This is a genomic window from Xanthomonas bonasiae (assembly GCF_017163705.1).
In the GTDB taxonomy this organism is placed as follows: Bacteria; Pseudomonadota; Gammaproteobacteria; order Xanthomonadales; family Xanthomonadaceae; genus Xanthomonas_A; species Xanthomonas_A bonasiae.
Map to the genome: position 1 here is coordinate 18,426 of NZ_JAFIWB010000040.1, position 13,663 is coordinate 32,088.

At 69.4% G+C, this 13,663-nt stretch carries 13 protein-coding genes; 4 read left to right on the forward strand and 9 right to left on the reverse strand.

What is annotated here, in order from left to right; translation table 11 throughout:
• Positions 1 to 13: 13 nt before the first annotated feature.
• Both JR064_RS21735 and JR064_RS21740 read right to left on the reverse strand, forming a co-directional pair.
• A complete protein-coding gene (locus JR064_RS21735) occupies positions 14 to 2,119 on the reverse strand; it encodes a prolyl oligopeptidase family serine peptidase (RefSeq protein ID WP_206231108.1) in 2,106 nt (701 codons plus the stop codon).
• A 66-nt stretch (positions 2,120 to 2,185) separates the two neighbouring features.
• Entirely contained in the window at positions 2,186 to 2,488 is a 303-nt protein-coding gene (locus JR064_RS21740) for a hypothetical protein (RefSeq protein ID WP_179567435.1), read from the reverse strand.
• 132 nt (positions 2,489 to 2,620) lie between these two features.
• On the opposite strand from JR064_RS21740, the gene JR064_RS21745 reads away from it, so the two are divergent.
• A complete protein-coding gene (locus JR064_RS21745) occupies positions 2,621 to 3,205 on the forward strand; it encodes a lipocalin family protein (protein WP_206231109.1) in 585 nt (194 codons plus the stop codon).
• 102 nt (positions 3,206 to 3,307) lie between these two features.
• Positions 3,308 to 3,733, forward strand: a complete 426-nt coding sequence (locus JR064_RS21750; RefSeq protein WP_425510324.1) for a winged helix-turn-helix transcriptional regulator — start codon at positions 3,308 to 3,310, stop codon at positions 3,731 to 3,733.
• Positions 3,734 to 3,831: 98 nt separating this feature from the next.
• Here JR064_RS21750 and JR064_RS21755 read toward each other — a convergent pair whose 3' ends face one another.
• Complete coding sequence (locus JR064_RS21755) at positions 3,832 to 4,803, reverse strand: helix-turn-helix transcriptional regulator (RefSeq protein ID WP_179567441.1); 972 nt, start codon at positions 4,801 to 4,803, stop codon at positions 3,832 to 3,834.
• Positions 4,804 to 4,997: 194 nt separating this feature from the next.
• Between JR064_RS21755 and JR064_RS21760 the strand changes: the two genes are divergently transcribed.
• Positions 4,998 to 5,786 carry a DUF481 domain-containing protein gene (locus JR064_RS21760; RefSeq protein ID WP_179567443.1) on the forward strand — a complete coding sequence of 263 codons (789 nt, stop codon included), beginning with the start codon at positions 4,998 to 5,000 and terminating at the stop codon, positions 5,784 to 5,786.
• A 229-nt stretch (positions 5,787 to 6,015) separates the two neighbouring features.
• On the opposite strand, the gene hemC is transcribed toward JR064_RS21760, so the two are convergent.
• The 5 genes from hemC to JR064_RS21785 all read right to left on the reverse strand — a co-directional run bounded on the left by hemC (position 6,016) and on the right by JR064_RS21785 (position 12,544).
• Complete coding sequence (hemC, locus tag JR064_RS21765) at positions 6,016 to 6,939, reverse strand: hydroxymethylbilane synthase (RefSeq protein WP_179567445.1); 924 nt, start codon at positions 6,937 to 6,939, stop codon at positions 6,016 to 6,018.
• Positions 6,940 to 7,096: 157 nt separating this feature from the next.
• On the reverse strand, positions 7,097 to 7,825 hold the full coding sequence (locus JR064_RS21770; protein WP_179568050.1) for a response regulator: 729 nt from the start codon (positions 7,823 to 7,825) through the stop codon (positions 7,097 to 7,099).
• A 129-nt stretch (positions 7,826 to 7,954) separates the two neighbouring features.
• Entirely contained in the window at positions 7,955 to 8,620 is a 666-nt protein-coding gene (locus JR064_RS21775) for an alpha/beta hydrolase (RefSeq protein WP_179568052.1), read from the reverse strand.
• Positions 8,621 to 8,675: 55 nt separating this feature from the next.
• A complete protein-coding gene (gene mdoH / locus JR064_RS21780) occupies positions 8,676 to 10,607 on the reverse strand; it encodes a glucans biosynthesis glucosyltransferase MdoH (protein ID WP_206231111.1) in 1,932 nt (643 codons plus the stop codon).
• 641 nt (positions 10,608 to 11,248) lie between these two features.
• Positions 11,249 to 12,544 (reverse strand): two-component system sensor histidine kinase NtrB, encoded by a 1,296-nt coding sequence (locus JR064_RS21785; protein WP_179567451.1) that lies wholly within the window; start codon positions 12,542 to 12,544, stop codon positions 11,249 to 11,251.
• Between the two features lie 112 nt (positions 12,545 to 12,656).
• Here JR064_RS21785 and JR064_RS21790 point away from each other — a divergent pair, with 112 nt between their 5' ends.
• The gene (locus JR064_RS21790; protein WP_179567453.1) at positions 12,657 to 13,031 is read left to right on the forward strand and encodes a response regulator; all 375 of its coding nucleotides are present in this window, start codon (positions 12,657 to 12,659) and stop codon (positions 13,029 to 13,031) included.
• Between the two features lie 53 nt (positions 13,032 to 13,084).
• On the opposite strand, the gene JR064_RS23170 is transcribed toward JR064_RS21790, so the two are convergent.
• Entirely contained in the window at positions 13,085 to 13,432 is a 348-nt protein-coding gene (locus JR064_RS23170; protein WP_241093225.1) for a hypothetical protein, read from the reverse strand.
• Positions 13,433 to 13,663 lie beyond the last annotated feature (231 nt).

Here is a 13,663-nt window from a genome sequence, read left to right on the forward strand (position 1 = left end):
CGGACCGCAGCGGTCACTTGGCCAGCCGCTCCCACAGGAACCCGTACGCCAGCGCCTGCATATGCGCGGCCTGCGCATTGTTGGCCGCGCCGCCATGGCCGCCTTCGGTGTTCTCGTAGTAGCTCACGTCCTTGCCGGCGTCGATCATCTTCGCCGCCATCTTGCGCGCATGGCCCGGGTGCACCCGGTCGTCGCGGGTCGACGTCAGGAAGATCACCGGCGGGTAGGTCTTCTTCGGGTCGAACAGGTGGTACGGCGAGAAGGTCCGGATGTAGGCCCAGTCGTCGGTGTCCGGATTGCCGTACTCGGCCATCCACGAGGCGCCGGCCAGCAGGTGGCTGTAACGCTTCATGTCCAGCAGCGGCACCTGCACCACCACCGCGCCGAACAACTGCGGGTACTGCACCAGCATGTTGCCGGCCATCAGCCCGCCGTTGCTGCCGCCCTGCACGCCCAGGTGCTTGGCCGAGGTGATCTTGCGCGCGGCCAGGTCCTGCGCCACCGCGGCCATGTCCTCGTAGGCCTTGTGCCGGTTCTGCTTCAGCGCCGCCTGGTGCCAGCGCGGGCCGTACTCGCCGCCGCCGCGGATATTGGCCAGCGCGTACACGCCGCCCTGGTCGAGCCAGGCGCGGCCGAGGCCGCCGGAGTAGAACGGGGTCATCGAGATCTCGAAGCCGCCGTAGGCGTACAGCAGGGTCGGATGGCTGCCGTCCAGCTTGAGCTGCTTCGGCCGGACTAGGAAGTACGGCACCTTGGTGCCGTCCTTGGACACGGCGAAGTGCTGCTCGATCGCGTCCTTGGACGCATCAAAGAAGCTCGGCATCGCCTTCAGCGTTTCGATGCTCTGCGGGCCGCGCTGCACGTCGGCCAGCATCAGCGTGGTCGGGGTCAGGAAATCGGTGGAGGTCAGCCACACCTGGTCGTTCTCGTCGGCATCGACCGCATCGACGCTGATGCTGCCGAAGGCCAGGTCACCGACCGGGAACGGCGCGCGCGCCCACTCGCCGTCGCCCGGGGTCAGCACCCACAGCCGGCTCTTGACGTCGTCCAGCACGTTCAGCACCAGCGTCGACTTGGTCCACGCGAACCCCTCCAGCGAGGTGCTGTCGGTCGGCGTGAACAACACCCGGAACGCACGCTTGCCGGCCATGAAGTCGTCGAACTTGGCGGCCAGCAGCGCACCGGCGGGATAGGTGGTGCCGTCCACGGTCCACGGATCGCGCAACTGCAGGGTCAGCCATTCGCGGTGCACGCGCTTGCTGGCCGAGTTGGGCACGTCGATCTTGCGCAGGCTGCCGTCGGCATTGCGCAGATACATCTCGTCGTTATAGAAGGCCAGCGTACGGCTGACGAAATCGCGCTCATAGCCGGGCGTGTCGTCGTGCATCGCGGCGATGTACATGTCTTCCGGCTTGCCTTCGTAGACCAGGCTCGCGCTCTGCAGCGGAGTGCCGCGCTTCCACTGCTTGACCACCCGCGGATAGCCGGAGCTGGTCAGCGAGCCGGCGCCGAAATCGGTGTAGAGGTAGACGGTATCGGCGTCGATCCAGCCCAGGCCGCCCTTGGCCTCGGGCCGGAAGAAGCCGTCCTTCACCCATTGCTTGGAACCCAAGTCAAACTCGCGGGTGACGTCGGCATCGGCGCCGCCGCGCGACAGCGCGATCAGGCAGCGGCGGTAGTCCGGGCGCAGGCACTCGGCGCCATGCCACACCCAGTTCTCGCCCTCGGCCTTGTTCAGCGCATCCAGGTCCAGCACCGTCTCCCACTTCGGCTCGGGCTTGCGGTATTCGTCCAGGGTGGTGCGCCGCCACAGGCCGCGCTCGTGCTCGCGGTCCTTCCACAGGTTGTAGTAGTACGGGCCGATCTTCTGCACCGCCGGGATCTTCGCGTCCGAGTCCAGCACCTCGCGGATGCCGGCCTCGCGCGCCTGGAAGCCCGGCTGCGCGGTCAGCCGCGCCTCGGTCTTGGCGTTCTGCGCCTTGACCCAGTCCAGCGGCTTGGCACCGGTGACGTCTTCGAGCCAGGCATAGGGATCTTGGGGCATCGCGGTTTCCTTCGCCGCGGCGGTGCCGGAGACGATCAGTCCGGCGAGCAGGCAGGCATGGGCAAGAGAGGGCATGGGTCACGTCCAGGAGAACAGCCCGGAACCGTAGCATGCAGGGCCGCGGCCCTCCCCTGCCGAAGGTCAGGCTGCGCGGCTGACCCGCCAGGCCGGCGCACGCCGGCGCCGTGCCTGCACCCGCGGCCGCATCCGCGCCAGGACCCGCCGCAACGGCCGCAGCGGCAGCGGGAAGCGGTGCAGCGCCCACCACGCGCTCAGCGGCATGCCCAGCAGCCACAGCGGCCGCCAGCCCAGCCATTCGCTGTAGCCGCGCGCCGCCGGCCACACCAGCACCAGGGCCAGGCCGGCGAGCAGCGCCTGCCGCACCAGGCGGCGCAGCGCGGGGTGCGGCGCGGGGGCGGGACGGGAGGAACGGGCGATCGGCATGGCGGCGACTCCGGAGCAGGGCTGAGGCGTACAGCCTGCCGCGCGGCCATCTCAACGGCTGCGACCCACTATTGACATCACTTTCGCCCGATACTGGATAGCGTGTCTCTTCAAGCCCCGGATCCCTGCCCTATGCGCCTGCTTTCCCTGTTCGCCTCCGTGCTGCTGCTCGGCATGGCCGTCCCCCTGCCGGCGGCACGGGCGAAATCCCCGGAGCAAGAACCCTCGCAGCAACCGCCGATCGACCTGCAGCGCTTCATGGGCCGCTGGTACGTGATCGCGCACGTGCCCTATTTCGCCGAGCGCGGGCATGTCGCCAGCAGCGACGAGTACACGCTCAAGGAAGACGGCAAGATCGCCGTGCGCTACCAGTACCGCGAAGGGTTCGACGAGCCGGTCAAGGAAGTCACCTCGCGCGCCACGGTCAAGGAGGGCACCGGCGACCGCCGCTGGACCACCTGGTTCTTCGCCGTGGTCCCGACCAAGTACCGCATCCTCGAGGTGGCGCCGGACTATTCCTGGGCGCTGATCGACTATCCCGGCCGCGACCTGGCCTGGGTGTTCTCGCGCACGCCGGACATGGACTACAAGCAGTATCGCGAGCTGGTCGGCAAGCTGGACCACGATTACGGGATCAAGGTGGACAAGCTCAAGCGCGTGGCGCAGCGCCGCGACCAGGTCGGCAAGCTCGGTTTCGAAGTGCCGAGCAAGCCCTGAGGCGTGTCGCCGATCCCCGAATAGGTTGCCCCCCCATCGCCTGCCGCTCAGCGCAGCGCCAGCCGGCCCCCGTATGATCGGGTCGGTCCGTCCCCCAGACAGGTGCACCGATTGGCCAGCGTTCCTTCCGACGTCCCCTGCACTGCGCCGCGCGTCCCCGCCGCCGATCCCACGCGCGGCCAGGTGTTCGCGCAGCACTGTCCCTCGCGCGCCGTCCTCAGCCATGTGACCAGCCGCTGGGGCGTGCTGGTGCTGGTGGCGCTGCGCAAGGGCACGCATCGTTTCGGCGACCTGCGCCGCAAGCTCGAAGGGGTCAGCGAGAAGATGCTGTCGCAGACCCTGCAGGCGCTGGAAGCGGACGGCCTGGTGCAACGCACCGCCTATCCGGTAGTCCCGCCGCATGTGGAATACGCGCTGACCCCGCTGGGCGAAGACGCGGCGACGCATGTGCAGGCGCTGGTGGACTGGATCGAGACCAACATCGGCGCCATCCTGAGCAGCGGCAACCCGACGCCGGATGCACTGTAGGAGCGGCTTCAGCCGCGACAGGCGGTATCAGCTAACGGCAAGCCCGTCGCGGCTGAAGCCGCTCCTACAACGGCAGCATCCCGCCCGCTACCAACGCCTCAGTCGTCGCTGTAGTTGCTCAGCGCCAGCGACAGCAGCGACTTGGCCTGTTCGCGCAGCGAGCGCGGCTCGACGATTTCCGCGTCCGACCCGTAGTGCAGCACGTCCATCAGCAACTCGCGCGAGACGCTGTACGGCACCTTCAGTTCGTAGCGGCCGTCGGCCAGGAAGCGCCCCTGCTGCTTGGAATGCCAGTGCTCGTCGGCGACCCAGCGCGCGGCCTTGGGACTGAACACGATCGTCGCCCAGCCCTTGGGCGCGCCGGAGAAGATCCCGTAGCTGGCCGCCAGCTGCGAGTCCAGTTCCTCGTCGGCCACGTCCTGCGCCACTTGGTCGAGCAGCCGCGCATGGTTGATGCGGTCCACCGCGAAGCTGCGCACCGCATCGCGGCCGTGGTCCCAGGCGTCCAGGTACCAGTTGTCGCGGTAGTGGGTGATGCGCTGCGGCGACACCGTGCGCTTGGTCGATTCGTCGGTGGAGCGCGCGCGGTAGTCGAACGACAGCCGCTTGCGCTCCAGCACCGCCGAGGCGACGGTGCGGAAACTGGCCTCGTCGAGCTTGCGCCCGCGGTGCGGGATCACCCGCACCCGCTCCACCGGCCAATGGGTGGCCCCGGCCTGCGCCGCCAGCAGGCTCTCGATGCGCTGCTGCAGCGGCGCCAGCACCGAGGACAGCACCCCGCCGCCGGTCCGCGCCAGCAACTGCTGCGAGGCCAGCAGGGCGTGCAGTTCCTCGGAACTGAGCCATAGCCCGGGCAGTTCGAAGCGGTCGCTCTCGCCGGACTCGTAGCGGAACCCGGCCTCGCCGTCGCCCTCGACCGGGGCCATCAGCGCATCGCGCAGGAACGCCAGGTCGCGATAGACGGTGGCGCGGGAGCAGCTCAGTTCGTCCTGCAGGCGCGCCACCGTCACCGGATAGCGGGCGGACTTGAGCAGCCGGTGCAGTGCGTTGATGCGTTCGTAGCGGTCCATGGCCCCGATTATGTCTGAAGTCCGTGGCGGAAGAACGCGCCGCGGCCGGTCGCGCGCGCCAACCGCGGCGAGGCGGCCGAACCGGCGATGAAGCCGGGGTCCGCCGGCGGCCGGGGCGTCATGTAGATCCGGTATGATGAAATCGTTTCCATTCCGTTAGCCGAAGGCTGCGTCCTCAACCGGAGAGTAAAGCCATGCCCCGCTGCGCCACCGTAGTATCCGCCATCACCTTGTTGCTGCTGTGCACCTCCCCGGCCCTGGCCGCCGATGTGCCCGCCCCGCCGGCGGAACCAGGCAGTTCACCGTGGAGCGGCTCCGGCGAACTGGGACTCTCCTCCTCGCGCGGCAACAGCTCCAACGAAAGTTTCAACGGCCGGCTCAAGGGCCAGTACCTGGATGGCGACTGGATCCACAGCATCGACCTGTTCGCCTTGCGCGCCAGCGCCGAATACACCAACACCAACGACGACGGCAGCACCGAGCGCGTGCGCCAGACCACGTCCAACCGCTACACCGGCAGCGCCGGCAGCGCGCTGCAGTTGGGCGAGCACCGCCAGCTGACCGCTTCGCTGCGCTACGAGCGCGACGATTTCGCCACCTACGACCGCCTGGCCACGATCGGCATCGGCTACGGCACGCGGATCATGGACGGCGATCACAGGAGCCTCGATGTGCAGATCGGCCCCGGCGTGCGCCGCGCCCACGACGTGGAAGAGGACCGCACCGAGACCGGGCTGATCGGCCGCGGCCTGGTCGACTTCAAGTACGGCCTGACCGACAACACCGAGCTGGCCAATACCCTGCTGGTCGAATCGGGTTCCTACAACACCTTCGCGCAGAACGACCTGGGCATCTCGGTCAGCATGAACTCGCGGCTGGCGCTGAAGGCCGGCTGGCAGGCGCGCCACAACAGCGATGTCAGCGACGACAAGAAGAAGACCGATACGCTGGCTACGATGAACGTGGTCTACAAGTTCAAGTGAGGCCGGGATTGGGGATTCGGGATTGGGGAGTCGCGACGGCAGGTGCGGCGGCGATCGGGCCGGCGCATGGTCGGCCAGCCGTCGGGGTCGATCCCGGCCTGTCGGCTGACGGCGCTTTCCTGTAGGAGCGGCTTCAGCCGCGACAGGAAGTTCCTGGTGAGGCCCGGCCGCGGCTGAAGCCGCTCCCACGGGTTGGCCGCCTTGCAAACGGGGCGCCTCGCTCGGCCTCTCAAGCCGGCAGCGCGGCGTCCAGCAGCTCGCGCGCGCCGGCGCCCAGCAGCGCCGCGGCGACGGCCTGGCCCAGTGCCTCGGGCTCGTGTGCCGGACGCTGCGCCTCGGCACGCACCAGGCGCCCGTCGGCGACGCCGCCGACCATGCCCTGCAACAGCAGGTCTTCGCCCTGCCAGTGCGCGAACGCGGCCACCGGTACGTGGCAACTGCCGTGCAGCGCGCGGTTCATCGCCCGCTCGGCCTCCACGCAGCTGCGGGTGGCGGCATCGTCGAGCGCGGCGAACAGGCCCAGCGCGGCCGCGTCGTCGCCGCGGCATTCCACCGCGATGGCGCCCTGCGCCGGCGCCGGCAGCCAGTCCGGCGCCTGCAGGCGCTGGGTGATGCGTGCCTCCAGGCCCAGCCGCTGCAGGCCGGCGCAGGCCAGCACGATGCCGTCGTAGCCGCCGTTGTCGAGCTTGGCCAGGCGCGTGTTGACGTTGCCGCGCAGGTCCAGCAACTGCAGGTCCGGGCGCCGCGCGCGCAGCTGCGCCTGCCGGCGCAACGACGAGGTGCCCACCCGCGCGCCCAGCGGCAGCGCCTCCAGCGACGCATAGAGATTGGAGATCAGCGCGTCGGCCGGATCGGCGCGGGTCAGGATCGCCGGCAGCGCGAACGGCGGGTCCAGCTCCATCGGCACGTCCTTCAGCGAATGCACTGCGCAGTCTGCCTCGCCGCGCAGCATCGCCAGCTCCAGCTCCTTCAGGAACAGGCCTTTGCCGCCGATCGCCGCCAGCGAGCGGTCCAGCACTTCGTCGCCACGGGTGCTCATCGGCACCAGCACCACGTCCAGCTGCGGGTGCGCCTGGCGCAGGCGTTCGGCGACATGTTCGCTCTGCCACAGGGCGAGCGGACTCTTGCGGGTAGCGATGCGCAGGATCTTCATCCGCCCATTATCGCGGAAAGCGCCGCCACGGGCCGCAGGCGCGAAGGCCCACCGCCGCTGCCGATCGCCGCCCGTCCACAGGCGCACGCCCGGTCACCCCAAATCCCAACGCCGCACGGCCACTCATCCCGAATCCCCAATCCCCAATCCCGGCCCCTCAAAGATGCCGGATCTCCTGCCGCAGCTGCGCCACGCAGCGCCGGCTCACCTCCAGCGGCTGCTTGGCATGGCGCAGCACCGCATGCATCTGGCCCTCGCCGAGGCGCCGCAGCTCGACCAGTTCGTGGCGCGCGACCAGGCAGTTGCGGTGGATGCGCACGAAGCGCTCGGCGAACTCCTCTTCCAGCGACTTCAGCGACTCCTCGATCAGGTCCTCGCCGCGCGCGTGATGCACCACCACGTACTTTTCCTCGGCCTGCAGATAGTGGATGTCGTCGACCGGGATCAGCCGCAGGCTGCCGCGCAGGCGCGCGCACAGATGGCTGCGGCGCTGCGCCGACGACACCGCCGCGGCGCTGCCGCGACCGGCCATGAAGGTGCGCGCGCGCTCCAGCGCCGCCGCCAGCCGCTCGGCGCGCACCGGTTTCATCAGGTAGTCGATCGCCGCGGCCTCGAACGCGGACAGCGCGTGCGCATCGTAGGCGGTGCAGAACACCACCGCCGGGCGCGGCTCGAAGCTGGCCAGGTGGCGCGCGGTCTCCAACCCGTCGACGCCGGGCATGGCGATGTCCAGCAGCACCAGATCCGGACGCAGCTCGGCGCAGGCACGCAGCGTTTCCAGGCCATTGCCGGCCTCGGCCACCACCTCGACGCCGGCATGCTCGGCCAACAGCGCGCGCAAGCGCTCGCGTGCCAGGGGTTCGTCGTCGGCGATCACCACCTTCACGTACGTCACCTCAGTGGGCTGGAGCGCGGTCTCGCCGCATAGTAGCCCCGCTGCCGGCGGGCCGTCATCCGCGCCGCAGCGACTGTGGCCTCGGCTCCGGCGCACGCGGCACGGCGCCGCCGCCGCGCCTCAGCCGGCGGCGAAGCGCGCGCTCATCCAGTCCTGCAGATCGGCGATCTCTTCGGCGCAGACCTGGTGCGCCATCGGATAGCGCTGCCACTGCACCGGCATGCCCAGCGCCTGCAGCGCCTGCGCGGTCTGCTCGGCATAGGGCTGCGGGATCACCGGGTCGCCCTGGCCGTGGGCCATGAACAGCGGCTGCGACAGCGCCGCCGGCGCATGCCAGCGGGCCACGTCGGCCACCTCCGGCAGGTAGGTGGACAGCGCGATCAGCCCGGCCAGCGGCCGTTCGCGGCGCAGCCCCGTCGCCAGCGTGATTGCCCCGCCCTGCGAGAAACCGGCCAGCAGCAGGCGCTCGGCGGGCACGCCGCGCGCGTGTTCGCGCGCGATCAGTTCCTCGACCTGCGCGACCGATGCGGCAACGCCGGCGCTGTCGGCGCGATTGGAGAAATCGGGACTGACGATGTCGTACCAGGCGCGCATGCGCACGCCGTTGTTGATCGTCACCGCGCGCACCGGCGCATGCGGAAACACGAAGCGCAACGCCGGCCAGCCCGGCCGCAGCAGCTCCGGCACAAGCGGCGCGAAGTCGTGGCCGTCGGCGCCGAGTCCGTGCAGCCACAGGACGGTCCACGCCGGCGAAGCGGCGGTTTCGTGTTCCACTGTTTCCAGCATGCGTGCGGTCCCCATCGAGATGGGGCGCATTATGCCTGCCGCGTCTGCCGCCGGGTCAGCCGGCGGCGCGGCGCGCGGCGGCGGCGCGGCGCAATTCGCCCGCGCGCAGCAGCACCGCCGGCGGTTTCTGCTCTTCGGGAATGGCCAGGATGCGCAGCTGGCGCAGCCACAACCCGGCCGCGCGCGAGGAACTCACCGCCACCACCGGAATCGCCAGCGCCATGCCGATCACCACCGGCGCCATCCACGCCGCCAGCGACGGCGACACCACATAGGCCATCCCGCCCATCAGCAGCCCGAACGCGCTGAGCCCGCCATAGCTGCGCGCCAACGCCAGCCACGACAGGCGGCCGTCGTCGCGCTGCTGCGCGTCCCAGCCCGAATCCTTGCCGGCCAGCACCTCGGCCACGCCGCGCGACTGCACGTACATCACCACCGGCGCCATCAGCGCCGCCAGCACGGTTTCCAGCAGCATGCTCAGCAGCGCGCGCAGCGCACCGCCGCAGCCGCGCCGCTCCTCGGGTTTCAGCAGCATCGCGAAGTAGCCCAGCACCTTCGGCGCCAGCAGCACGAACATGGTCACCGCGAACACCCAGAACACCCGGGTCGAGTCCTGCTGGTGCCAGTAGCGCGCCGGCGAGAACGGCGACACCACCGTGGCGACCAGGTCGATGCCATTGCTCTGCAGCGGGATCGCGATGCCGATCAGCATCAGCAGGCCCCACATCGGCGCGGTGAAGTAATGGCCGATGCCGATCATCATGTGCATGCGGCTGATCCAGTGCAGGCCGCGCGCGAAGACCACCTTGGAGTGCTGCAGGTTGCCCTGGCACCAGCGGCGGTCGCGCACCAGCAGGTCGGTCAGCGTCGGCGGGCCCTCCTCGTAGCTGCCCTGCAGGTACGGCACCATGTGCGTGGCCCAGCCGCCGCGGCGCATCAGCGCGGCCTCGACGAAATCGTGGCTGAGCACGTGGCCGCCGAACGGCTTGCGCCCGGGCAACGCCGGCAGGCCGGCCTGTTCGGCGAAGGCCTGGGTGCGCATCACCGCGTTGTGGCCCCAGTAGTTGCTCTCCGAACCGTGCCACCAGGCCACGCCGTAGGCGATCACCGGGCCGTAGACGCGGCCGCCGAACTGCTGCATGCGCGCGAACAGGCTGTTGCCGTTGACCACTTCCGGCAGGGTCTGGATCAGGCCCACGTCGGGATTGTTTTCCATGCCCGCGACCAGGCGCACGATGGTCTCGCCGGTCATCAGGCTGTCCGCGTCCAGGATCAGCATCTGCGGATAGGCGCCGCCGAAACGGCGCACCCAGTCGGCGATGTTGCCGGCCTTGCGCTCGGCGTTGTCGGCACGGCGCCGGTAGTAGATGCGGCCCTGGCCGCCGGTGCGTTCGACCAGTTCGGCGTAGACCTGCTCTTCCTCGGCACCGACCGCGGCGCGCGTGGTATCGCTGAGGATGAAGAAATCGAAGTGCTCGATCTGGCCGGTGGCCTCGACCGATTCGTAGATCGCCTGCAGTCCGGCCATCAGCCGGTGCGGATCCTCGTTGTAGGTGGGCATCAGCAAGGCGGTGCGGCTGCGCACCAGCGGCAGCGGCGCGTCCGGATCGATGCCGAGCTTGCGCCCGCCGCCGAACACCAGGGTCACGAATCCGGCCAGCGCACTGACGAACGAAAACGCGATCCATGCGAACAGGGGAATGAACAGCGCCATCAGGCAGGCTTCGAGCACGCTGACCCCGCCGATCAGCAGCACCTTGCCGATCAGCACGCTGGCGTAGGCGGTCATCAGCGCGGTACTGCCGAACACGTACAGCCGCCGCCAGAACATGCCGGGCGGGGTGCTGGGCAGGCGCGTGTTGCGCAGTTTGCCCTGGCGCAGCGATTGCACCGGCATCGGCAACGGCGCCTCGGGCGGCAGCACCGCATGGCCGGCATCGAGCACAACGGAATCGGGCAGGGTCGGTGTGGGGGCGACCATGCTCATGCGTTCCGCCAGCCTCGTCGGACAGCGCAGCGACGCGACCTGGGAATTCCGCACGGGCGCGCCACCGCGCGCGCTGGCGCCGTAATCGGCACCGTTCTGCTGTCATTGCCACTCGTACCCACGTTCTCTCCTGTCGGGCGGGCAAAATACGGCCGCCACTGTAAACCCTAAATAGTAAGCTTTCGCGAAGATGGCCGAGCGCGCGCCACGCCGCCGCCAGCAGGTCCGTTCAGCCATTCGCCAGCGCCAAGCGGCGTTTCGTTGCACGCGCAGAAGCGTGCGGCGGGCAGGCCATGCGGTTCGAAACGCGGCGGATCGGAACCGCGATTCGCCTAGGACAGCGGAGAGATGCGCGCTCCAGCAAGCGCCTCGTGCAAAGGTCGCGTTACCTCACCGTCGCAGCCGCCAGGCCTGCCGTGCCGGCGCGCGACCGCGCTGAAGGACCGCGCGACGCCCGACGCAATCGTTGCGCGGCAACGCCGGTGCCGGGTTCGACTCGGTGCTGCCGCAGGCGGCCGAATGCATCGGGCGCCGCTGCTGGCGCGGTTTGCACGCGTCGCGCCAGCAGCGCGGTGCGCCGGCTATACCGCGCGCAAGCGGTCAGGCGGAGCGAACTGCTGCCGACACGCCAAGCCTCTGGCTCAGGCCGGCGAGGGCAATGCCGCGCTGTCGCCGCCCTCGCCCGGCGGCGCTTCGGCGACATAGGGGAACGCCAGGGTGATGGTGGTGCCGCGCCCCAGTTCGGAGTCCACGTCGACGAAGCCGCCGGCCTGGCGCACCAGGCCGTAGACCTGGGCCAGGCCCAGGCCGGTGCCCTTGCCCTCGGGCTTGGTGGTGAAATAGGCCTCGAACAGCCGCGACTTGGTGTCCTCGGACATGCCCTCGCCCTGGTCGCTGACCGACAGGGTCACGTAGCGGCCCGGCTGGCGCATCGCCGCAGCCTGACCCGGCGGCACCTGCAGGTTGCCGCAGCGGATCGATACCACGTCGCCGGATTGGCAGGCGTCGCGTGCGTTCAAGGCCAGGTTCAGCACCGCCTGCTCGACCGAGCTGCGGTCGGCATAGGTGGTGGCGCCGCCGGCCAGGCTGGTCAGTTGCAACTTCATCTCGCCGCCCAACGCCTGCGCCAGCAGCGGCTGCATGTGCGCGACCACCTCGCACAGATCCAGCCACTGCGGCTTGACCGGGTGCGCACGGGCGAAGCCGAGCAGGCGCCGGGTCATCCGCGCGCCGTGTTGCAGCGCCTCGCCGGCGATGCCGAGCAGTTTGCGCTGGTCCGGCTGCAGGCGCTGCGGATGCTCGGCGACCATGCTCACCGAGGTCATCGCGGTCTGCAACATGTTGTTGAAGTCGTGGACGATGCCGGCGAGCATCTGCCCGATCGCCTCGCCTTTCTGCGCCTGGGTCATGGCCCGCTCGGCGACGCGCTGCGCGGCCAGGGCGATGTCCAGCTGCCCGCGCAGCTCGATGTGCTCGGCCTGCAACTGCTGCCCCAGCGTCTCGCTGACGCGCTGCACCGGCACGCCGGCGCCGGTCTGCGGCAGGTCGCCCAGGGTGCGCAGGGCCTCCTCGATCTGGCGGTGCTGGGTGACGTCGCGGCTGATCACCAGCACGCTTTCCACTTCGGCGTCGACGTTGGTCAGCGGGCTGGCCTGCACGTGCCACCAGCGTGGCCGGCCGTCGAAGGTTTCGCGCTGCGCCCAGAATTCGTATTGCTCGTTGCGCAAGGCGGCGGCGAACGCCGCTTCCGCGAGCGGCCGCATCTCCTCCGGCCACAGATCCTGCCACGCGCGGCCGACGACGTGCTTGGGCTCGGCCGCGCCGAGCAGGCGCAGGCCGCGCGTGTTGATCGATCGCACGACACCGTCGCGGCCGATCTCCTTGATGCAGTCGTGCGAGAGTTCGACGATCTGTCGATAGCGGGCGTGAGTGGACAAGCGGGGTCTCGCGATGAGTGGGTTCAGCATATCGGCATCACCGCAGCGTCACCAGCGCTTCACCGCCGAATCGTGAAGCTGCCAGTATTGAAAACGCGGCGGTATCAGCATTATGCGTGGCACTTGCGCCCTCACCACCATTCTTTTGGTTGAGGATGACCAGACGATTCGCGAACTGGCTCGGATGATGCTCGATGCCGACGGCTATCGGGTCCTGTCCGCCGGCACCGCCCACGAGGCGCTCGCCATGCTCGAACAGGATCCCGATGTGGACCTGATCTTCAGCGACGTGCAGATGCCCGGCGGCGATGGCATGACCATGGTGCGCGAACTGCGCCGGCGTGCGGTCACGATTCCGGCCCTGCTCACCTCCGGCATGAAACATCCCGACACCGCGGCGCTGCCGACGCATACCGGCTTTCTGCCCAAACCCTACAGCCATGCCGGCTTGCTGGCGGCGCTGCAGCGCCTGCAGCCGGCGCACTGACGCAGGGCCGATGCACGGCCTGCGCCCGAGGCCCGCGGACAGCACGCCGCGGCTCAGCCGAACACCAATTTCCCATACTGCGCCGAACGGATCGCCGCCAGACGTTCGGCGACGAAGTGCTCCCCGGCGCGAACATCGCCGAAATACACGCCATCGAACGCATGCCGGCTCAATACCGCACCCTTCGCGTCCGAGATGCGGATCTGCGGCAGCAGCACGCCGTCCGGCGCCGCGGCGAGGACGGCATCCAATACGAAGCCGTCCAGCTCGCGTCGCATCCTTGGGTCCGATGGGTTCATGCCGGCATTGCAGCACAGGCCCGATGAAGACAGCGCAACCTGCGCATTCAGGCCGAGCGGCGTGGCGGATGACGGCACCGGAAAGGAAACTAAACGATTCATCGGCTGTGCGGGTCTAACCCACTGTATTGCGGCGAAATCACTATGCGGTAACCGGGCGGGCGCAGCGTAGACAAGCCACCCGTTTCACGCCCCTTTTATCGCTGCGTTCGTACATTACTGAAGAGGCGCTGACCCGCCGGTATCTGCTGTCCTTCATTTTTCTGGTTTCACGTCGCGCGCCCGCTGCGGACACGCGACGGCAGTCGTTTTCCGTGTGCCCGTCCCCCCCTC

Excerpts from the sequence above, each read along its gene's own strand:
- JR064_RS21775 (WP_179568052.1), bottom strand. The coding sequence starts at position 8,620 with ATGCTGGAAACAGTGGAACACGAAACCGCCGCTTCGCCGGCGTGGACC.
- JR064_RS21755 (WP_179567441.1), bottom strand. The coding sequence starts at position 4,803 with ATGGACCGCTACGAACGCATCAACGCACTGCACCGGCTGCTCAAGTCC.
- JR064_RS21745 (WP_206231109.1), top strand. The coding sequence starts at position 2,621 with ATGCGCCTGCTTTCCCTGTTCGCCTCCGTGCTGCTGCTCGGCATGGCC.
- JR064_RS21790 (WP_179567453.1), top strand. The coding sequence starts at position 12,657 with ATGCGTGGCACTTGCGCCCTCACCACCATTCTTTTGGTTGAGGATGAC.
- JR064_RS21760 (WP_179567443.1), top strand. The coding sequence starts at position 4,998 with ATGCCCCGCTGCGCCACCGTAGTATCCGCCATCACCTTGTTGCTGCTG.
- hemC (WP_179567445.1), bottom strand. The coding sequence starts at position 6,939 with ATGAAGATCCTGCGCATCGCTACCCGCAAGAGTCCGCTCGCCCTGTGG.
- JR064_RS23170 (WP_241093225.1), bottom strand. The coding sequence starts at position 13,432 with ATGAATCGTTTAGTTTCCTTTCCGGTGCCGTCATCCGCCACGCCGCTC.
- JR064_RS21735 (WP_206231108.1), bottom strand. The coding sequence starts at position 2,119 with ATGCCCTCTCTTGCCCATGCCTGCCTGCTCGCCGGACTGATCGTCTCC.
- JR064_RS21740 (WP_179567435.1), bottom strand. The coding sequence starts at position 2,488 with ATGCCGATCGCCCGTTCCTCCCGTCCCGCCCCCGCGCCGCACCCCGCG.
- mdoH (WP_206231111.1), bottom strand. The coding sequence starts at position 10,607 with ATGAGCATGGTCGCCCCCACACCGACCCTGCCCGATTCCGTTGTGCTC.